The following is a 20620-nucleotide window of genomic DNA, read 5'->3' as shown; positions in this document are numbered from 1 at the left end:
GTTGCCTTTAGTCGACAATCAAGTGCTATAAGTACATATTTCTGTTACAAGCGTAATTAAATATTTTTTGATTATTTTAACAATAATTATCTCTTTGTACTAATATTATTTTTTCGCATAGAGAATTTATTCATTTTTAAAATGAACCATGTCATAAGGATAATAAGAAATATCTTTTAATATACTATCATCTAATCCTAAAATTTTCATAATTGCTCCACTTTCAAAACTCCAATAACCAAAATATAATTTTTCTTAATGTTTATGGCATTCATACCATACCATACCATATTATTATGCCCAACATACCATTGCCCTAACAAGTATTTTTTCATGAATTCACAAGATTTTGTATTATCATTACACAAAATAACATTAATCAGACTTTTAAATGGCTTTTCAAATAACCAGCTATATTTTCGAACTGTAATCACTTCTTAACAACTACTAATCTACCTCTATTATTTGTATCCCTTCTTTGGTTTCTGGACAATCATTAATGCTTCTTTTTAATACTCATCTTCAAATAAACAATTATATATAGTAACACCTGTTTCCTTTAACTCTAACGAAACATCCTCCACTTCAATACTTAACGTTTCTTTATCAAGATTCTTTATTCCGTTACTATCTAATAATTTTAAAATACTACTTCCTATTTTCTTAGATTCATCATTGTATGGCGAGGACTCTTCAACTAGCTCGATTGTACCATTAGTGTATCTATATCTTAAATATTTAACCACTGCATATGGCGCGATTGCCGAAATCATTAGCATTACACAATTAATTTCTGATTGCTTCCGAACATACTCACTGAATTCTACACTACCAAAACGAAATTTCACATCTAGTGGTAGAAGAATGTAAGAAAAACATGATGAATAACTAAAATCAGTAATATTATCAACGTTTATATTTGATATTTTATTAATTTCTCCATCCCAGAAATGTTTATCAACAAATTTCCCCAAAACATATTGGAAATCACCTTGTTTATATAATTTATTTACAACTTTTAGTATCTCATCACTCATAATTATTCTCCTTTATTGTACAGGGTATCCATGTATATTTCCTTTACCATCCATATGAACCTTTACCCTCGTTTCTCCATTTGGACCTATTGGTTTTCCAAAATCATGTACTCTAACACTTCCATCTGGCTTTACTGGTGTTCCTTTCACCCATGCTTCTTGTGTCTCTACTACTCCATTCTTCCCTGCTCCCCACTGCGATTTGGTTGAGACATTATTCCCATGACCAGGAACATGTTTACCTTGTTTTCCTGCATCAACTTTTGGAGCCCCTGAAACGCCAGCATCAACATGTCCTTGACTTGCTAGTTTATCATTTTTTCCAATGTTCCCTGCTACACTGGCTCCCTGGCCACCATCACCAGTACCCTTACCTCCACCAGAAGACTCGATTCTTTGAAGAGTATCCTTAGCATTTTGAATCGATTTATCCCATACAAATCCACCATGTACAAAAAGACTTGCCCCAGTAGCTGTTGCTGCTATATCTAATGGAATAACAATTGGTGACGCTAATCCGCCAGTTCCTACTTCTGCGACGATCGTTAAGAAATTAGATCCGCCTATGAGCGAAATAGCTTCAAACATTTCTACAATGGACCCGGCTATTGATATAACATTTCCAGCCAACCTTCCAGCTTGGTAAGTTGTCTTACTTTCTAATTTATCATTCTCATGTGGTTGTAGTCCAAAAAAGTTTTCTAGTGCTGCATCACCAGCACCTTGAAAAAATTCGATAACTCCATGCAAAAATGTTTGCGCATAAATGGCTGTTTTTTCATGCCATGATCTATTGTCTTCCTGTTCTTGTAAGTTCATTTCTTGTTTGTGCAAAGTAATTTCTTTCATCTCGTTTTTTCGAGCTGTTTCTTCTATAATCCCCTGAATCGAACTCACCCAATCCATATTCAACCCTTGTGTACTAAACGTCCCACTCACAGGACTAAATCCTTTCCCGCTTTGCACTTCAGCGAGTCCGGCTGTGATGCTAGCCGCTAATTGGAGGGCGGTGCTGTAGTTGTTGCTGGATGAATGTTCGAATTCTTGTAAACGCTCTAGTTTTTCTTCCAGTTTTTTTCTCATTGCACCTAATACCGTTACAATCGCACTTACTCCGGGCATCGGTGTAAGTACTTCTATTGCTTCTATACTTGTAATCGATTGATTAATTCCCCGTATTTGTTCTCTTATTTCTTGTTCGATCACATCTGTCGAAGCAACTTTCGCTTGGAACTCGTTTGGAAATGCTTCGTTTTGGCGAATTAATTCTTCACATAAGCATATGATTCCTTGCGCTAATGGCCGAAATGTTTGGACAAGGTAGGCTTTTGCACTACTGTATGTTTGTCCTTGTAATACTGTGTCTATCGCAAAGGCATCAATAGATTGAATGGCTTGTTCCATACTTTGAATCGTAGCATTACATATAGCGTTCATACTTTGAGTTTGACTTTGTACTTCTCCCAAATACATGTTTAAACTCATGTATTGGCCTCCCTTTGTAGTTGCTGCTGTTCATAGGAAAGGTCGTTTTCTTTCTCACTGAGATGCCGTTTTTCTTTAAGCAACGTCTCTTTTTCATTTTCTAATTCGAATGTAAGTTTTCTTTCATACTGTCCGATTTCTTGCCGCATATTCGTAAAAAGGTGAAACACTTCTTTGTCGCCGTGCCAAGTTTCTAGTATTCGGTTAAATAAACGATTACTTCTATTTTTCCATTCATGAAAACTAACCTCAGCTCGTTCTTGATTTTGCAGCGCAATTCGGTTTTCATTTTGTTCTTCAAATATAATTCGTAATTTTTGATTACATTGACTGATTCTCGTTTCAATTTCTTGACTCATCTTTTCTCCCTACCTTTTCCCCTTTACGTAGGTTGTTACATTATTGAAAAGTCTTTTGAAGTCCTGTATCCATTTTCTCAAATTCATTTGCTACGGAATGGATATTATCAATTGTTTGTTGAAAAGCAGTACAAAATTGTTTCGTGATCTGTAAATTTTGTTGATTTGCCTCTTGTGCTTGGAAGTTCACAGATAGTGTCGTACGCGTTGCCTTATTTATAGAGCGACTAGTAGCACTTTGCATTCTATCTGAAGCATTTCTCATTTTCGTTGCAAGTTGCGTTGCCGTATGCAAATTACTTTGAAATTCTCCCATTACTTACTCCCCTCTACCTTTTATTTACAAGAAAATTATACCACGGAAAAATATCCCAATAAACCGAATGTTCGAATTTAACATACAATTCAGCACTCTTACTGAGGATGCGAGCAACGCTTATCTATCAACATAACTGAGTCCAAAATGGATTCTACTTATACAAAAAAGATGACTTCAGCCATATGCTAAAGTCATCTTTTTCTACCTTATTATTTTACTAATTCTCCATTATAAGCTTTTATATTAAGCGGAGCAGTTAAAAATTGTGCTGCTTTACTAACGAAAGATGTGAAGTGTTCACTCGTATTATGGCTCGCAACTGCTGCTTCATCTTTCCATACTTCTACCATCGTATAAACACTTTCTTTTTCTGTATCTTTATATAAATCATAAGATACATTTCCACTTTCTTCTCTTGAACCGTGAATGAGTGGCTGAATTTCTTCTAAAAATGATTGTTGTTTTGCTGGGTCTACTTGAAATATTGCGTGAATAATAATCATGGTGTTTCCCCTTTCATATTCCATATATTTCTATGACCTAATTAGATTACTTCCACTCAGCAACTTTGTCAATTGGAAGACGTACTGATTGGTAACCACTATCAGCAGCTTTTCCGATTGAAATTAACATTACTGGTACGTAACGTTCTTTATCTAGTCCAAATGCTTCTGCGATTTGGTCTTTTTCAAATCCACCAATTGGACAAGTATCGTAACCGTGAGCACGAGCTGCTAGCATAAATTGCATTGCTACAAGACCACCGTCAATTAGCACTGTATCTTTCATGACTTCTGGTGTAACCATTGAGAAGTAAGCTGAAAGTTTTTTCATTTGATCTTCTTTTACTTCTGCTGGCATTAAACCGCGCTCTACTGCTGTACCGTAAATTTCTTCTGCGTTATCAAAGTTATTTAAATCACCAAATAAAGCGATCATCGCTGAAGATGTTTCTACTTGTGATTGGTTGAATTTCGCAAGTGGCGCAAGTGTTGCTTTCGCTTCGTCACTTTCAATTACTAAAAATCTCCATGGTTGCATGTTTACTGAAGATGGTGCAAGTGTTGCTTCTGTAAGAATTTCTGTCATTTCTTCTTTGCTAATTTTCACTGAAGGGTCGTACTTACGAATTGAACGACGTCCTGTTAAAATTTCGTTAAAATCATTTGTTTTTACTGAGTTAGTCATAGTTGTATTCTCCCTTTTTTATAATTCTTTTATATTTTCTTGAATGTGATTTAACATATTTAAAAGATTATCGCGTTCTTCCTCACTTAATCCTTTAAATGCAGATGCTGCAAAACGTTCTTTTTCCTCTTGAAATGCTTGAATTTTATTTCGTCCCTCTTCAGTAAGAGAAACTAACGTAATTCTGTTATCATCTGGATTTTTACGTCTTACAATCATTTCATTGGCCTCAAGCTGCTTTAAATGCCTTGTTATCGCAGCATTATCAATATTCACTTCTTGTTGAAGTGCTTTTTGACTAATTTCACCTACTTCATATAACCGAAGTATAAGCTCTAATCGAGACTGGCTCATACCCGTACACCCTTCAAATTTCGAACTTACTTCTTTATTTAGAAAGTGTAATTTATATAAAATAATCGCTTCTTTTGAGCATGAACTTGTCAAATTAACCCTCCTTTACAATCAAAATAAAAACATTTGATGTATCAATAGTTGATATGTCAATTAATATAATCTATATCGATTTAGAATGCAAGCATTTTGTTTTCATTTTATTTTTTTCAAATTAAGGCGCTTTGTAGCGTTACAAATAATGTTAATTGCACTATAATAATACTAATTTAAAGAACTGGAGAGTGATTGATAATGCGGCAATATACAAATAGAAATGAGGAATTGAAAATGGAAAATGAAATGAGGATATTCACAAATGACAACAATAAATATAGGGATTGTCGCGCACGTAGACGCTGGCAAGACGAGTTTGACTGAGCGTATTCTTTATGAAACGAATGTGATTAAAGAAATTGGCCGAGTAGATAGTGGTAATACACAAACTGACTCAATGGAATTAGAAAGACAACGCGGAATTACGATTAAAGCATCTGTCGTTTCTTTCTTTATTGATGCTGTAAAAGTAAATGTCATTGATACACCTGGACACGCTGATTTTATCGCTGAAGTGGAGCGATCATTCCGCGTTCTAGACGGTGCGATTTTAGTTATCTCTGCCGTTGAAGGTGTGCAAGCACAAACAAAAATTTTAATGCGAACATTACAGAAACTAAACATACCGACTATTTTATTCGTTAATAAAATTGATCGTAGTGGCGCAAACACTGAAAAAGTTATGAAACAAATAAAAGAGGTTCTTTCAAATGAAGCATTCCCCTTCTACTCTGTTCTAAACGAAGGAACGAAAGAAGCCCGGATCATTGAATACAAATCATATGACGATTGTATGGAACTGTTAGCACCATTTAATGAATCGTTACTTGAATCATATGTAAATAACGAAATAATACCGGACGCACTATTAAGAGAAAAACTAGAACAGCAAATACAGCAAGCGAATGTGTATCCAATCTTTTTCGGTTCAGCAATGACTGGTATGAGCGTAACAGAACTTCTTGAAAAACTTCCGGCTCTCATTCCAACTCTTACATCGGCACAAGAGGAACCATTATCCGGTGTTGTTTTTAAAATTGAACGTGAACCTTCTGGAGAAAAGGTTGCTTATATAAGAGTTTTTTCAGGTAGCTTACATGTTAGAAAATATGTTAATATACAGCGCAGTAAGTCTCTATTCCATAAAGAAAAGATAAAAAAAATGTGCCTATTTCATAATGGAGATACCGTTCAAACTTCTACCGTTCCTAGCGGTGAGTTTTGTAAAGTGTGGGGGCTGAATGATATTAAAATTGGTGATATTATCGGTGAACGTACGGATTATATAAAAGATATTCACTTTGCCGAACCACAAATGGAAGCTGCCATTGATGCGGTACCTAAAGAGCAAATTCATAATTTATACGCTGTTCTTATGGAACTCTGTGAAGAAGATCCGCTCATTAAAGTTTGGAAAGACGATGTTCATAATGAACTATATATTCGCCTTTTCGGTGAGGTACAAAAAGAAGTAATTGAAACAACACTTTATGAGAAATATAATTTGCAGGTTAATTTTTCAAATACGCGAGTTGTATGTATCGAGAAACCAATTGGCGTAGGCAATTCTGTTGAAGTAATGGGTGAAAAAGAGAATCCATTTTACGCAACAATCGGATTCAAAGTTGAACGTGGTGAACTTAATTGCGGTATACCATATAAATTAGGTGTTGAGCTCGGCTCACTACCTTTAGCATTTCATAAAGCGATTGAAGATACGGTATTTCAAACGTTAAAACAAGGATTATATGGGTGGGAAGTTACAGATATTATCGTCACGTTAACACATACTGGTTATGCTAGTCCTGTTACAACAGCGAGTGACTTTAGAAACTTAACACCGCTCGTTTTAATGGATGCTTTAAAACAAGCTGCAACATATGTATATGAACCAGTTAATGCGTTTGAATTAACTGTACCGGAGCAAGCAATTAGTACCGCAATGTATAAGCTCGCTGCCGTTCCAGCAACTTTTGCAGAGCCTATATTCAATAACAATTCTTATCAGTTAACAGGATCATTACCTGTTGCGAAAACAGAGAGTTTCAAACGAATACTACATTCATTTACAGAAGGAGAAGGCATATTTACAACGAAGCCAGCTGGTTTCACAAAACTTATGGCTCCCTTCCCTACTCGAAAACGTGTTGATTATAATCCGCTGAATCGTAAGGATTATTTACTTCATGTTTTGAAGGCTTATTAAAGTAAAAGAGGTGCAATTCGCACCTCTTTTGCATGTATTAATAGGTTAGTTTGTCCTAACAACTTCTTTAAGTTTTCCTATTATTTTCGCTATAGCCTCAATTGAATTTTCCGTTTCATATCCCCCAACATTTACAGAATGATTTGCATTTTTGACAACTTCAATCTGTAAATTCGTTTTATATAACTGATCAATTTGATCTGCATTGTATTGGTGATCTTTATCCCCAATAACTAAAAACCCTTCGTGTCGACTATGTAAGATAAAATCAAAAATTGTATCAAACGTCAGTAAAGGTGTAAGTAGTATCATTTTTGACTGCGCGAATTCTTCTCTCTTCATTAAATCATTTGCAATCGGAATTGTTCCGAGTGACTTCCCTAAAAACATAGTCTCGTTGTATTGCTCATCTTTTAATACTTCATTTATTACAGGATTAATATCATCCATCATTACTTTCGTTACTTCTTCCATTGGTTTATTCATTAATTGTCCATCATAAGAATAATGAATATGTACAACATCTATTTTATGTTCAAGCATTAACATCGTTGCGTAATAAAATAACGGCTTATCATAATTGTATCCTGAACCTGAAAACATAAAACAAACCGTACTAGAACCTTTTTCGATATGTGTGTAACGAATTACTTTGTCATTTATATGTACCTCTTTTTTAGTCCCCTTCACCGTTTTCTCCTCCGAATACGTTTACTTTTGTAATACGATATGTTCTGTGTGAACTGATACATCCTTTACTTTCTCTTTTATAAATGCAGGCTGTAAGTTATATGTATGCAGTTCTTCTACTGGCACCCATCTAAACAAATACGTTCTACCCTCTTCTTCCAAAATATATTGATCCGCTCCACTCGCAGGTAACTCATGTAGCTCTACTTCATAATAAAAACTAATTTCATGAAACTTTCGCTCAGAAAGTGTAAAGAAATTTTCTACTGACCATATTAACCTTTTCCTTTTAATAGGAACACCTATCTCTTCCGCAAGCTCTCGTTTTAATGCATCTTCACTATTCTCTAGCATTTTTACTCTACCGCCGGGTACATACAAAAAATCTTCACCGTCACCTTGCAGAATGAGTATTTTATTATCATGTTTACAAATTGCTCCAACGCGGTAATTAAAACATGTTTCCTCAACTTTAAATGTAAGATCCATCCGTAACGCCCCCTTATATAAATATCGAATTATTACAAAACAATTATGTAATTACTGTACAAATAAGGTTACTAAATTTATCCACTCCATTCAATGATTTTTGAATTTTCTAAACTATTATTTTTCATCATTACAAGTGTATATGCATATGTTACAATCATATTGCACACTAGAAAACATTATGGGGGTACGGATGGAAACGTTATTAATCCAGCAAACTGAGAAATCAAATAAGTTTTGGAAAATCGTTGTGAAAGAAAAAGACTATGTTGTGTTTTACGGAAAAATTGGCACAGCTGGCAGTGTGAAAGCGAAAGAGTTTGAAACAGAAGAAGAATGTATGAAAGAAGCTAATAAACTAGTTGCTTCCAAACGTAAAAAAGGATATACAGACCCGTTGCCTGGGGAAGATTACATAAAAGAAAAAACGATAACAGAAGAAGAATTTTGGGAACTACTTAATCGTGCAAAAACGAAAGGTGAAGACCAAGAAGAACAAATAGAATGGCTTACTTCCCACCTTGCTAAACGTACAGTACATGAAATTGTAGCTTTTGATACGCATATGCATCGTCTTTTGAAAGATTCCTATACCTCCCGTTTATGGGCAGCAGCCTATATTATTATGGGTGGCTGTTCAGATGATACTTTCGATTACTTCCGCGGATGGTTATTATATCAAGGAAAAGAGACATACGAAGCTTGTATTGAAGATCCAGAACGATTAATTCCTGTATTAGAAAATTTGAGTGAGTATGACGTCCCAGAAATAGAAGAACTTTCTTTATATTTCGGTTTCACTGTATATGCAGAAAAAACTGGTGACGAAGATGATACTTACTTTACACTTTACCATGTCTTATCTAATGAAGAATTCGACGATGTAGATTTTGAATTTGACTGGAATGAAGACGATGAAGAAGGTTTAAAAAAGATGTTTCCTAAGCTATGGGAACTGTATGGAGAAGAACCGTTTGAGTGGTAGATTCATTATTCGTGAAAAAGTGCCTTGTTTCTTTAGTAACAAGGCACTTTTTTTGATACTATATTTAAATTATCATCTTTCCACTCTCCCACCACTCCATAAAAGTCTTTAAAGAAAGAGCAACCCACGTTCTACTATCATTTTCATGGTTCCATACATATATATCATCTCTTTGTACTTTTCCATTCAAAATGGAATAGCCAAACAAATCACCATTTCCCCCATCAGCAAAAAATAATAAACAGTCAAAAGGCATGTATAAATCCTTAAAATCAACTATATTTCTCATACTCATATTTTCAGTTTTAATTTTTGAAGCAGACCATATAAAGTCACCGTATTCACCTTCTATACCGTTTGTTTCCTGTAATAATTGATATAAATCATTCGGTAACTCCACATGTAAACATTTTTGTATATCAGTAAGTTCATCCTTCGTAGCTGGGTTTTTCAAGCTTAAATTTGATGAGATACTGTGAATGGTGTCTTTCCACATCACCTTTTCCTCCTTATGTGCAATCAAGCATACTCAAAGAACTCCGCTAAATTTATTGATACCATCTTTCTAACAATTCCTTCTCCCTCTCGCCTGAAATACCTGCTTTTAATTCCCATTCTTCCGTACTCTCCATCCACTCATACACATCTGTAACTGTCTCGTCTATTCTTCTAAAAGTAAGCCCTTCATTAACCGCACTTTCGATACAAATAGAAAACCCGCCTCTCCACGGCTTCGTCTCACCATCTAATGGGAAAGTTTCTGGAATCCACAAAGGCATTTCTGTCCAAGGCTGCACATTGTGTTCACTCATAAACGATTCGTCTACCCAAACAAATTCAGCATCGCTATTCGTAACTTTTTTACACGTATTTAACAGCTCTTCCATCGTCAATTCATCATTCGGACCTGTTATATTGAATGTACCTGCTTTATTATTTTCTGCCATGTTGAGTCCAAATCTCGCGACATCTTTTATATCAACTATCTGCACTGGACGATTTTTTCTTCCTGGAACTAACACGTTACCTCCTTTTGCTACACGCTGAATCCAGTATGGAAGTCGATCTGTATAATCGAACATTCCTGAAAGAAGTCCTGCTCTTACGTGTAAAACACGCCCCGGCCAATACTTCTCTGCTTCTTTTTCGCATAATACTTTCAGCGCACCATAATGCTCATAAGGAGATATTTCACCATTCTCTACAGCCTTTATTTGCTCTTCCGTCGGTTCAGGTTGTAATATATAGTCTTCTTTTATGTCATGCGGAATCCAATCTTTATATACGGAAAGGCTTGAGATGAATATATAGTGTTCAATATTATCTTTAAGCACTTCTCCAACATTCCTAATATGATGTGGAGAAAATCCACATGTGTCTATGACAACATCCCACGTTCGATTTTTTAAACTTGATACATCGTTATTTCTGTCACCGGTTAACTGCTCCACATTAGAAAAAATTTCTTTGTTTGTTCCTCGGTTAAATAACGTAATTTCATGCCCTCTCTGTAAAGCCTCATCTACAAATGCTCTTCCTAAAAATCGTGTACCGCCTAGAATTAGAATTTTCATGGTTCTCCCCCATTCGTGATTAATAACCCTTCCTAATGTTTAACGATTTTTTATTGAGGAAAGTTACGGGGAGCGTTTAAATTTTTCTACAAGTTCACCATTACTCTTTTAAAAGTATATACTCTTTGATTAATCTCCATCTATCCTTTATTTCTGGCACAACTTCAGAAGCCATCACCACCACCAATTCCTTCTCTGGAATACAACAAATCATATTCCCACCATCACCCATTGCACAATACGAATAGACACCCTCTTCTTCTCGTAACCACCATAAGTAACCATATTGATTTGAATTCATCGCTATTGATTCTTTTATCCATGATTTTGATAGTATTTGTTTTCCATTATGAATACCTTCATTCAAATACAGCTGTCCAAACTTAGCTATATCCCTAACCGTTAACGTTAGTCCCCAGCCGCCCGTCGAAATACCGTTTGGATCGTGAACCCATCCTTTCACATCTTTTCCGAATAAGTCATCGAATCCAAATGCTTTCATATTGTAGTTTGGAATTTCGCTCATGCCGAGTGGTTGAAATAAGTACTCATTCGCAAATTCACGTGCACTTTTCCCTGTTGCATTCGTAATCATTGCTGATAGTACATGCGCTCCTGCAGATGAATATTTAAAAGCTCCAATCTCTCCACCGTTCCCCATTCTATGAAGTGTATACTGTACCCAGTCTGGTTGTGTACATAATTCTTCTAACGGTTCCTGCCAGTCTACAAAAGGGTATGGAGCTGTCATTGTAAGTAGGTGTCGCACTGTTACTTCAGATGACTTTACTTTATATTCAGGGAAAAACTCTATTACTTTTTGATCAACACTTTTTATATAGCCCTTATCTATACATATTCCAATTAGCGCAGAGATTATCGTTTTTGTAACTGACGCTACATGAAATGTATCATTTTGTCCGTAATCGTTATAATATTTTTCAAAAATAACATTACCTTTCCGCACTACTAACATACCATTCATATTTTCATATTCTTCTTTTATAATCTGATCTAACTTTTCAGCAGTTTTCATTATTCTTTCCCCTTTAACCTATGATTAAAAAGGTTCGATAGGTACATATATATCAACTATATGTTTATGCTTTGGATGCTGCTTTGGATTATTTCTATATACTTCAAAAGGATACGAGTCTCTCGGTTTATATCCGCTATTTGGCAGCCATTCACCGTATAAGAAATCCCATGCTCCTTTATATTCATCTTGGAATATTTCAAAATGTCCTACTGCATATTTTCCAGAAGGTATTACCATTATTCCAACGTCGTTCGTTTCTACTGTGGATTCATCTGAAATTGTTACACATAGACTTGTTCTTAAATGATAGTCCTCAGTAAATTCATGATGATCGTGGTAAATGGTTAATACTTTCGTATCCTCAAATACATGATAGTTTTTCTTCGCCGCGTAACGAAATAATTTTTCTATCATTTCTGGAAAAGCTATAGCTAACTCTTTATATGTACCTGTATGTCTTATGTATGCGACGTTTATATCGTCCGCTGTTACAATTTCAACATTTCCTCGAACCTTCTTACATTCATTGTATTGAGGAATTCCCCTTACGTCTTTGCAATTCTTGCTATTATCGTTTCGATATTGAGACGGACTTACACCGTAATGACTTTTAAATGTTCGGGAAAAAACTGCTGAATCTGTGAATCCGAAGTGATACGCAATATCTGTAATCGTCATGTCTGCGCGATATGTAAGTAGATGTGTTGCCCTTTCTAGTTTCAAGCGATTCACATACCGAGATAATGGCTCATCAACTATTCCTTTAAAAATCCGATGAAAATGATACTTCGAAAATCCTGCTATATCAGCTAGCTCTTCAATGGATAATGAACTGTCTATGTTTGATTCTATATAATCTTGAACCTTATGTATGCGTCTTACATACTCATTTCTACTCTGTTTATTCTCCATACTCTTTATCTCCTCACAACAAAAAGAACCATCCTAGAATACTTTTAGGACGGCTTTCTATTCGTAATAGATTCTTCCATATTCTATTGTTAAATCGATATAATTTCACTATATTTTTTAAATTGATGGTAATGTGGCAGTATCCCGATTTAATTGAAAGAAACAACTATTTTTTTATAGCCCTACGCAAATTAATAATATTATTGGGATTTAGCTCCCATTGTCTCATAAGTTCTTTTTGTCTTGTTTTTAAGTCTTCAAATGGTTCTTCCACTATGTCGATTTTATTAAATTTCCCTTCGAAAACTAAAGCATTTTTTATCTTTTTATATCCACCAAAACCTAAGTCATCATTTAGTAACCAGACTACTCTCTGTATTTTTGCGAATAAAATACCACCTGTACACATTGGACACGGTTCCAACGTGCTATAAATAGTAAACTTCTCATTTTTTATTTTTGCATCAAACATTGCTTCCCCTGCATTGCGAATAGCGTCTATCTCTGCGTGAGCTGTTATGTCTTTTTGTGGATGCACTCTATTTCTTCCTCTTGCAATGACATTATTATTTCCATCAACAATAACTGCTCCTACTGGATATGTGTTTTCTTTTAATGCCTTTTCTGCTTCTTCCAATGCCATCTCCAAAAAATATCTATCTCTTTCAAAATGCATATAAATCCCCTTCTTTTGATGAAATTATTTTATAGAAATTGCTTTTGACATCCCACTCACTTCTATCAAATTAACAAAATAAAAAAAGATATCATTATGTCTGCAACAACAGGGCAAGAATGGTGTTTTGATATAAACTTAATTTAATAGAATTTGTGATACAATCCAATCGCCATTAAGCTAAGAAAAACAAATACCCTAAAACGAGAAATTTTAAGGGATCATAAAATTTTCAAATTTTTAATTCTTGTTTTGACGTTTCTTTTGTATGCTCCCTATAACCCCAAATACAATCGCTACTGCTAAACATACGATTGAGAAAGTTTGTAATACGTTTGTCGAAAAATAGCCTACCCCTAACACTACTGCTAAAACGATTCCTGCTACTAACATTCTCCGTTGCTGCATATCCATGCAATCATTCCCCTTTTATCTACACATGTTTCAAAAATAAAACTCTACTCCCGCCATTCCCATCATAATTTGTATGTACCGATACACCCTCTACCTCATCATCCCCAGCCTCAATTCGAAAACCGATTTCTTGATGAAACTGTATCGACTTTTTATTAGTTGGTGACGTAATTGCTTTTACAACTTTACGATTATTTGCACGAGCGACATCAAAGAAATAAGAATACAATGTCGATGCGATTCCTCTTCTTCTATACTTCGGATTTACACCGATAAAATGAACGTATGCTTCATCTTTATATGTTTGTGAAAAAAATCCGCATAAGAAACCTAACGTTTCACCCTCTTCTTCAATGATAAAACTCGTTTCTTGAAAGTGAACAAAAAACAGTTTTGGCAACATGGCAACCATGTCTCTCCCGCCCCACCAATCATTTAAAACTGAATGAATCTTTACATAATCTTCCCCTTGGATATTTCTTACTCGCATATGTTTCTCCCTCTCACTCACTTCATTTTTTCATAAATTTTAATGACTGTTTCTACTAATAGGATGAATACCCATATCCCGCAAAATACAAGAACAGACTGGAATATAGATCCAATTATCATAACACCAACTGTACCTGTTATTGAAAAAGATATTCCACCAAGCCCTGGATCTTGTATAAATGCTCCAGCAGAAAAAGCAGTTATAATTGATACTATTAAATAAATAACACTCGTTATTTTTAATATCTTTATAGAAAGATACGAGGTTTTTTCTTGTTCCACTTGTGATAATTCGATTTCCCCGCTCTCAATTCCTTTTTGCAAACAGTCTTCACATAGAAATTCTTCCTTAATTTTTTTACCACCGTGCATCGTACCTGTTATTTCTTTACATCTTGAACATTTTCGATTTATCATGTTGTTATCACTCCAATCTGTTAAGATTATACTTATACAATTCTACGTTTACCTTAATATTCCTTTTATGTATTTTATAGAGAAAGGTCGTGTTTTATGATTTCAAAACTCACATTTGGCTCTAAAAAAATTAACGTTCATTATACATTAAGGCCTAGTTGTTATGCGATTATTTTTCAATCATCTTCTTCAAAGATTGCTGTTATCCAAAAAGGAGACCGTTACTTTTTACCTGGTGGCGGTATGGAAGGTAATGAAACAAAAGAAGAATGTTTGCACCGTGAACTACTAGAGGAATTAGGATGGGCAATTAAAATTGATCAGTATATCGGTAATGCGGCTCGATATTTTTATGCAGAAAAGGAAGATATATATTATTTAAACGATGGATTTTTTTATATTGCGAATATGGTGCAGAAACAAACTGAAAACTGTGAGGAGGATCATGTTCTAAGGTGGATGTCTCCATTGCATGCTATAGAGCTTCTCATACACGATCATCAAAAATGGGCCGTTGAACAAGCGCTTTTATTACAAAAACAAAAAGGATCTCCTTCTATATGAAAGAGATCCTTTTTACTGTTAACTTACTTTTTTCAAATTGAGAGCAGGCTTTTTCATTCCACCTTTTTTTACAACATATAAGCCGATAAAAATAATAAGTCCGCCAACGAGTTGCATCAAATTAATTTGCTCTCCAATGGTTACTGCCGCAAAGATCACTGCAAACAATGGCACAAGATACATATAAACCATTACTTTCGTTGAGCCTATTTTACTAATACCGACATACCACATTGCAAGTCCGAAGATGGTCGCAAAGATGATTGAATATGCAAGCGATCCCCAGCTTGGCGTATCTACTGGCCACGTTAAAGAATTTACGTTGAATAAACAGTATATAACTAGCGGTACAATTCCAATTAAAGTAGACCATGATGTGACTCTCATTGCGGAGTATTTTGTAATAAGAGGTTGCGCTAATATTGGATACCATCCCCACGCAATTGCTGCGACTAATCCAATTACATTTCCGAGCCACGCATACTCGTAAGTAGCTCCTCCTGTATGTCCTGTTAATAAAACGAATGCTGCACCAATAAAGGCTACGATTGAACCAATTTGTACTTTCATCGAAAAACGTTCTTGTTTGTGCAATACTGCTAATATCCCTGTAAAAATAGGTGACATTGCAATTAATAATGAAGCGTTCGTTGCTGAAGTATATTTCACAGATAGCATAAACATCGTTTGATACATTGTCGTTCCAACGATGCCGACTGCTACTAATCGTAACCAATCTTTTCTTTCAATACGTAATGAGCGTTCCATCATAAAAGTAATAAGTAATAATACCGGTGACGCTACTAAAAATCGTAAACTATTAAATTGAATGGATGACATATATGCCACGCCATACTTTCCTATTGTATAATTTGCTCCCCATACTAATGCAACAGATACTAGGAGCCATTCCATTTGCCATCGTTTCATCCGAATCTCCCCTTCCATATTTAGCATAGTAAAATTGGCTGGATATAACACCGTCCAATTGGCTGTTTTTTTACCCAGCCAATTTGTTATACTGAATGTATATAAGAGATGCGGAGGCGTTTGTATGGAATGGAAGCTAGATAACGACAGTAAAATCCCCATTTATCAGCAAGTTGTTGACTTTATTGAAAAACGTATTACATACGGAGAACTTCCTCCAGGAAGCTTCCTACCTTCCGAACGAAAATTAGCTACACAGTTAAATGTAAACCGAAGTACAGTAACGACTGCTTATAACGAACTACGTGCTATGGGAATTGTAGAAAGTACGACTGGTAAAGGTACACGTGTAAGTACACATATGTGGGGCGTTTCTCCAACATTAACGCCGAACTGGAGAAATTTCGTAGAAGGCGGTACGTTCTTACCAAACTTACCGTTACTTCGCCATATTCGGGCAGAAGTACAACAAAATGAAAATATTATTGATTTCGCAAACGGAGAACTCGGTTGTAATCTCTACCCACACGATCAACTACAAACAATTTTACGAGAACAACCGTTAACACATTCATTAAGTTATGATCATCCACAAGGCTATCTTCCGCTCAGACAAGCGGTTGTAAAATATATGAGGGAATATTTAAAAGTTGAAGCAACTGAGCAATCCATTATGATTACATCTGGCGCACAGCAAGCACTTCACCTGATCGTACAATGTTTATTAAATCCAGGTGATGCTGTTGCTTTCGAAAGTCCTTCACACTGTTATTCCCTGCCTCTATTCCAATCAGCAGGTATTCGTATTTTCCCATTACCTGTCGATGAACATGGGATTAACCCAGATGATGTACAGGAGTTATATAGAAAACACCGTATTAAAATGATCTTTTTAAATCCAAATTTCCAAAACCCTACGGGAACGATGCTTCATCCAAACCGTAGAAAAAAACTATTATCACTTTGCGCAGATTTACGAATTGCAATCGTTGAAGATGATCCGTCCAGTTTACTTACGCTAGAAAAGAAACAACCTTGCCCTACTTTAAAATCGATTGATGAAAATGGAACAGTCATTTATGTACATTCTTTATCAAAAATGATTGCGCCAGGATTACGAGTCGGCTGGCTCGTCGCTCCGCAATCCGTAGTAGAAAGGTTATCCGACGCAAGGCACCAAATGGAATTAGGTATGAGCATATTCCCGCAGTGGCTTATGCAGCAGTTTTTCGAAACTGTACCATTTCAGTCGCATATCGTACCGTTACGAAAACAACTAGCAGAAAAAAGAGACGTTATCGTTCGCGCCCTAAACGAGCAACTTCACGATAAAATCTCTTTTTCAAACCCAACCGGCGGTATATACATATGGGGGAAACTAAAAGAACCGATAAACGAAAAACAACTTATTATGCAAAGTTTAAAACAAGAAATCGCGTTTATGCCGGGTAGTATTTTCGGTGCGAAAGATGGTTATATTCGTTTATCTTATGGAAAAGTGAATATTGATCAAATTGAGGAAGGTATTTCTCGTTTGCGTGAGGCTATTTTAGTTTGTGAAAAATAACTTTACATAAAGCTCTATCGTTTGACAAAAGAAAAATCTACCATTATTATCAACACGAACCTAGTTACCCCGCATTAACGGGCAATAAAACTCCCAGCTCAAAATTCAGCTGTAACAAAGAAGTTAGGTGGGAGATTAACTGCCCGTAAATGCCCGATTGGTTCAACTAATAATCAGTGGAGGGTGAATCCCCCCACTGATTAAAGTTTCACTTTATAGGAGTGGTAAAAATGAAAATTTACGTTGATGCAGATGCTTGTCCTGTAAAAGATGTAATTATTTTTGAAGCTACGAGTGCAGAAATTCCTGTAACTCTAGTTACTAGCTTTTCTCATTATTCTAATGCTCAGCAGCCTAAAGGTGTAGAAACAATTTATGTTGATTCCGGAGCAGATGCTGCAGATTACCGAATTATGCAGTTAGCAAAAAAAGAAGATTTAATCGTAACACAAGATTACGGTCTTGCTTCGCTCGCTTTAGCAAAAGGCTGTATCGTTCTACACCATAAAGGCTATAAGTATACGAATGATAACATCGAACAATTGTTACAAACACGATATTTAAGTGCAATGGTTCGAAAAAGTGGTAAACGTACAAAGGGACCGAAACCATTTACAGCAGAAGATAAAGAGAAATTTAGAGAGCTCTTTAAAAGTATGATCGCACTTTAAAAATGAATCGTCTATTTGCAAGGAAAACTTCGCAAAACAAAGAAGAGAATATCGTAATGAACATTCTCTTCTTGAGGTTTACCCTTTAAAATGAAGGTAAATTATCTAAGTTATTTTCTTTTATTCCATCAGGTTCACTACGTATAATATCTCTACCATACTTATGAAATACGTCCACATGAGCTAACTTCCCTGATTTTGCTTCACTAAGAGCAGTCATATAATCTAACTCTCTCCCGCTACTTGTTTTAAAAGCAATCAAATCACCTTCATCATTTTTACGAACAGCAACAATTTGTTCTGCTTCTGAAGTAACTTCCTGAGCTATTTCAAATTGAGCTTGCTCTTCCCCTTGATGTAAATAATCATTATATACTTTTTCAAAGTCTTTTTTGTCCATTAAACTCACCTCCAAAACATTTTATTAGTATGGTTGGGAGGTGTTGGTTTTATGTACTTTTCTGTTAGAAAAACGAATTTTTAATACCTACGCAAACCCTTCAAAGTCTCCAATATATCATCTGTAAAGGCTGTACTACCCTCTGTCTCTAAAGCTCTGAAATAAAAACTTCTTAGGAAAGTTCTAATATTTTGTACTAAAATAGCATGCTGCGGATGTCGGATGTCTTCAACAGTTGCTATACTATGTAACCAGTTGCTCCACTCTTCTTCAGTTAAAAGATTTTGGTCACGTAAAGACATAATTGGCTTTACTAATCTCTCATCTTCAAAGTGTACATATACGTAATCACTTAATCGAACCTTTTGACGAACAGCTGCAAGAATTGCATATGAAAACTCACGATTTTGTATAGTACGCACTAAAGCATCTAGTGCATCAGCAGCGTGTGCAGTAGAGTGTGCCCAGCCTTTTCCTTCTACGTAACCTCTTACATCTTCTTCTAAATATACATATTCCAGCACTTGTTCTGCTACACTGTACAGTTGTTCTTCGGATAACAACGGTTCTCTTTCATGAACAGATAAAATAAGTGGTGGAATTAATCCGGAGAATGCACGTTTAAATACAGAGTCTGTTCCCTTTTCACCAATTTTATAAAATAAATAATCAGGACTAATTGCTTGTAACATTAATCCTCTTAACTCTTTTTGTCTAAATACATCATTTGTAATCCATGTGTGAAGCGTACTATAAATTAAATCATCACGTAATTCAGCATCAGGTGATCCGATATAATCTAGCATCCACTGCGCATATGGATATGCATCTACGTCTTCTGGTACAGCATAATTGTTATTTTTAATTTGTAGTAGTTCTTCTTTTAGTTCTAGTACTTCATTCATTATATTTCTTGTCCCCTTTTTGCGTTTTTTATTGTCTTATCCCCTTTTATTTGCTTCATAAAATTAATTTAATTATAACAATAAACAAAAGGCTATACATATATTTCTGATTATGTATTACGCTCTTTCATGAAATATAACTTCTGGATTTCCTAAATCACTATTCTTAAATATAACATTCGCACACTCTTTCGGATTATGCTCATCTATATACATTTTACAAGCCGCGTGATACCTGTTTAAAAACATCTTCTCTGCTTCTTCATAACTTCCAAAAGCTTCAGTTTCCCGCTTAGCACCACGTTTTCTCGCAATCTCAAAATTTGTATCTACAAAGATTTTGTAATCAAATAAATGCGCAACGTCTTTTTTCAATAGAAACGTTCCATCTACTATTAATATCATATTTTGCGTGGCCAATAGCGGCTCATTATGTACAGGCATATCCGTTATTAAGTTATGAGAAATCGTTTCATACTGTAAATTTCCGTTAGGTCCTAAAGGCATTAATAATCTTTCTTTGAAAGCTGTATAATCGTGTGCATCTTCATAATACCCTCTTGCAGATTCTTTTCCTTTTGCATAGCGAATCACTCTTGGATTATGAAAATCATCAATGCTGGCGCGTGTTACTGGTAATCCTCGTTTTTTTATTTCTTCCGCTAGTTCGCTTGCAAATGTTGTTTTTCCTGAGGCTGTAATACCGCTTACTCCAACTCTTATTGGATGGGTTAAGTTTAGCTTTACAATATGATCTGCAATTTCTTTGATTCGTTGTTTTCGGTTCATGATATCTCCCTTTATAATTAGTTTACATAATATAATTATAGGTAATAATTCATGTCACTATT

Annotated in this window: 27 protein-coding genes; 5 read left to right on the top strand and 22 right to left on the bottom strand. The window is 35.3% G+C overall.

Features of this window, described 5'->3' with window-relative positions; genetic code table 11:
* Positions 1–126: 126 nt before the first annotated feature.
* From QCI79_RS25430 to QCI79_RS25390, 8 genes are all read right to left on the bottom strand, one after another.
* Positions 127–210: a hypothetical protein gene (locus QCI79_RS25430; RefSeq protein ID WP_021728820.1), complete on the bottom strand. Its 84-nt coding sequence runs from the start codon at positions 208–210 to the stop codon at positions 127–129.
* A 299-nt stretch (positions 211–509) separates the two neighbouring features.
* Entirely contained in the window at positions 510–1037 is a 528-nt protein-coding gene (locus QCI79_RS25420; RefSeq protein ID WP_001278747.1) for a hypothetical protein, read from the bottom strand.
* 12 nt (positions 1038–1049) lie between these two features.
* The gene (locus QCI79_RS25415; protein WP_000056118.1) at positions 1050–2522 is read right to left on the bottom strand and encodes a T7SS effector LXG polymorphic toxin; all 1473 of its coding nucleotides are present in this window, start codon (positions 2520–2522) and stop codon (positions 1050–1052) included.
* On the bottom strand, positions 2519–2881 hold the full coding sequence (locus QCI79_RS25410; RefSeq protein ID WP_000076595.1) for a DUF3958 family protein: 363 nt from the start codon (positions 2879–2881) through the stop codon (positions 2519–2521). The genes QCI79_RS25415 and QCI79_RS25410 overlap by 4 nt, the downstream gene beginning before the upstream one ends.
* Positions 2882–2921: 40 nt before the next feature.
* Positions 2922–3197, bottom strand: a complete 276-nt coding sequence (locus QCI79_RS25405) for a TIGR04197 family type VII secretion effector (RefSeq protein WP_000503641.1) — start codon at positions 3195–3197, stop codon at positions 2922–2924.
* Between the two features lie 212 nt (positions 3198–3409).
* On the bottom strand, positions 3410–3703 hold the full coding sequence (locus tag QCI79_RS25400) for a putative quinol monooxygenase (RefSeq protein ID WP_000583816.1): 294 nt from the start codon (positions 3701–3703) through the stop codon (positions 3410–3412).
* Positions 3704–3749: 46 nt separating this feature from the next.
* Positions 3750–4388 (bottom strand): nitroreductase family protein, encoded by a 639-nt coding sequence (locus QCI79_RS25395; protein ID WP_000185373.1) that lies wholly within the window; start codon positions 4386–4388, stop codon positions 3750–3752.
* Positions 4389–4406: 18 nt separating this feature from the next.
* A complete protein-coding gene (locus tag QCI79_RS25390; RefSeq protein WP_021727847.1) occupies positions 4407–4835 on the bottom strand; it encodes a MarR family winged helix-turn-helix transcriptional regulator in 429 nt (142 codons plus the stop codon).
* A 265-nt stretch (positions 4836–5100) separates the two neighbouring features.
* Here QCI79_RS25390 and QCI79_RS25385 point away from each other — a divergent pair, with 265 nt between their 5' ends.
* Complete coding sequence (locus QCI79_RS25385) at positions 5101–7044, top strand: elongation factor G (RefSeq protein ID WP_021727846.1); 1944 nt, start codon at positions 5101–5103, stop codon at positions 7042–7044.
* A 45-nt stretch (positions 7045–7089) separates the two neighbouring features.
* Here the strand turns inward: QCI79_RS25385 and QCI79_RS25380 are convergent, their stop codons facing one another.
* Positions 7090–7734: a hypothetical protein gene (locus QCI79_RS25380; protein WP_000679152.1), complete on the bottom strand. Its 645-nt coding sequence runs from the start codon at positions 7732–7734 to the stop codon at positions 7090–7092.
* Between the two features lie 21 nt (positions 7735–7755).
* On the bottom strand, positions 7756–8223 hold the full coding sequence (locus tag QCI79_RS25375; protein WP_000366228.1) for an NUDIX hydrolase: 468 nt from the start codon (positions 8221–8223) through the stop codon (positions 7756–7758).
* 193 nt (positions 8224–8416) lie between these two features.
* Here QCI79_RS25375 and QCI79_RS25370 point away from each other — a divergent pair, with 193 nt between their 5' ends.
* Positions 8417–9208, top strand: a complete 792-nt coding sequence (locus QCI79_RS25370; RefSeq protein WP_000449121.1) for a DUF4240 domain-containing protein — start codon at positions 8417–8419, stop codon at positions 9206–9208.
* 64 nt (positions 9209–9272) lie between these two features.
* Here the strand turns inward: QCI79_RS25370 and QCI79_RS25365 are convergent, their stop codons facing one another.
* From QCI79_RS25365 to QCI79_RS25330, 8 genes are all read right to left on the bottom strand, one after another.
* Positions 9273–9704, bottom strand: a complete 432-nt coding sequence (locus tag QCI79_RS25365; protein WP_000265341.1) for an SMI1/KNR4 family protein — start codon at positions 9702–9704, stop codon at positions 9273–9275.
* A gap of 52 nt (positions 9705–9756) precedes the next feature.
* The gene (locus tag QCI79_RS25360) at positions 9757–10782 is read right to left on the bottom strand and encodes an SDR family oxidoreductase (RefSeq protein WP_000697694.1); all 1026 of its coding nucleotides are present in this window, start codon (positions 10780–10782) and stop codon (positions 9757–9759) included.
* Positions 10783–10882: 100 nt separating this feature from the next.
* The gene (locus QCI79_RS25355) at positions 10883–11818 is read right to left on the bottom strand and encodes a serine hydrolase domain-containing protein (protein WP_000844658.1); all 936 of its coding nucleotides are present in this window, start codon (positions 11816–11818) and stop codon (positions 10883–10885) included.
* A 24-nt stretch (positions 11819–11842) separates the two neighbouring features.
* Complete coding sequence (locus tag QCI79_RS25350) at positions 11843–12733, bottom strand: AraC family transcriptional regulator (protein WP_000428669.1); 891 nt, start codon at positions 12731–12733, stop codon at positions 11843–11845.
* Positions 12734–12899: 166 nt separating this feature from the next.
* Positions 12900–13409 (bottom strand): nucleoside deaminase, encoded by a 510-nt coding sequence (locus tag QCI79_RS25345; RefSeq protein WP_000545359.1) that lies wholly within the window; start codon positions 13407–13409, stop codon positions 12900–12902.
* 240 nt (positions 13410–13649) lie between these two features.
* On the bottom strand, positions 13650–13823 hold the full coding sequence (locus tag QCI79_RS25340) for a hypothetical protein (RefSeq protein ID WP_000367555.1): 174 nt from the start codon (positions 13821–13823) through the stop codon (positions 13650–13652).
* Positions 13824–13842: 19 nt separating this feature from the next.
* Positions 13843–14313: a GNAT family N-acetyltransferase gene (locus tag QCI79_RS25335; RefSeq protein ID WP_001266063.1), complete on the bottom strand. Its 471-nt coding sequence runs from the start codon at positions 14311–14313 to the stop codon at positions 13843–13845.
* Positions 14314–14330: 17 nt separating this feature from the next.
* Complete coding sequence (locus tag QCI79_RS25330) at positions 14331–14732, bottom strand: DUF3980 domain-containing protein (protein ID WP_000610500.1); 402 nt, start codon at positions 14730–14732, stop codon at positions 14331–14333.
* Between the two features lie 96 nt (positions 14733–14828).
* Here QCI79_RS25330 and QCI79_RS25325 point away from each other — a divergent pair, with 96 nt between their 5' ends.
* Positions 14829–15296: an NUDIX hydrolase gene (locus tag QCI79_RS25325; protein ID WP_000623999.1), complete on the top strand. Its 468-nt coding sequence runs from the start codon at positions 14829–14831 to the stop codon at positions 15294–15296.
* 18 nt (positions 15297–15314) lie between these two features.
* Here QCI79_RS25325 and QCI79_RS25320 read toward each other — a convergent pair whose 3' ends face one another.
* Positions 15315–16226, bottom strand: a complete 912-nt coding sequence (locus QCI79_RS25320) for a DMT family transporter (protein WP_000832987.1) — start codon at positions 16224–16226, stop codon at positions 15315–15317.
* Between the two features lie 124 nt (positions 16227–16350).
* Between QCI79_RS25320 and pdxR the strand changes: the two genes are divergently transcribed.
* Both pdxR and QCI79_RS25310 read left to right on the top strand, forming a co-directional pair.
* The gene (pdxR, locus tag QCI79_RS25315) at positions 16351–17793 is read left to right on the top strand and encodes a MocR-like pyridoxine biosynthesis transcription factor PdxR (RefSeq protein WP_000454903.1); all 1443 of its coding nucleotides are present in this window, start codon (positions 16351–16353) and stop codon (positions 17791–17793) included.
* 230 nt (positions 17794–18023) lie between these two features.
* Positions 18024–18464 (top strand): YaiI/YqxD family protein, encoded by a 441-nt coding sequence (locus tag QCI79_RS25310; protein ID WP_000708774.1) that lies wholly within the window; start codon positions 18024–18026, stop codon positions 18462–18464.
* Between the two features lie 85 nt (positions 18465–18549).
* Here QCI79_RS25310 and QCI79_RS25305 read toward each other — a convergent pair whose 3' ends face one another.
* From QCI79_RS25305 to QCI79_RS25295, 3 genes are all read right to left on the bottom strand, one after another.
* Positions 18550–18864, bottom strand: coding sequence for a DUF3892 domain-containing protein (locus QCI79_RS25305; protein WP_021727845.1), 315 nt, complete (start codon positions 18862–18864; stop codon positions 18550–18552).
* Positions 18865–18944: 80 nt separating this feature from the next.
* The gene (locus QCI79_RS25300) at positions 18945–19769 is read right to left on the bottom strand and encodes a DUF2785 domain-containing protein (RefSeq protein ID WP_001006669.1); all 825 of its coding nucleotides are present in this window, start codon (positions 19767–19769) and stop codon (positions 18945–18947) included.
* Between the two features lie 117 nt (positions 19770–19886).
* A complete protein-coding gene (locus QCI79_RS25295; RefSeq protein ID WP_001080555.1) occupies positions 19887–20558 on the bottom strand; it encodes a nucleoside/nucleotide kinase family protein in 672 nt (223 codons plus the stop codon).
* Between the last annotated feature and the right edge of the window lie 62 nt (positions 20559–20620).

The sequence above is a fragment of the Bacillus cereus group sp. MG1 genome, from assembly GCF_040460035.1.
Taxonomy (GTDB): domain Bacteria; phylum Bacillota; class Bacilli; order Bacillales; family Bacillaceae_G; genus Bacillus_A; species Bacillus_A cereus.
Note: the sequence above shows the minus strand (reverse complement) of the source record. Positions and strands in the feature narration are given on the sequence as shown.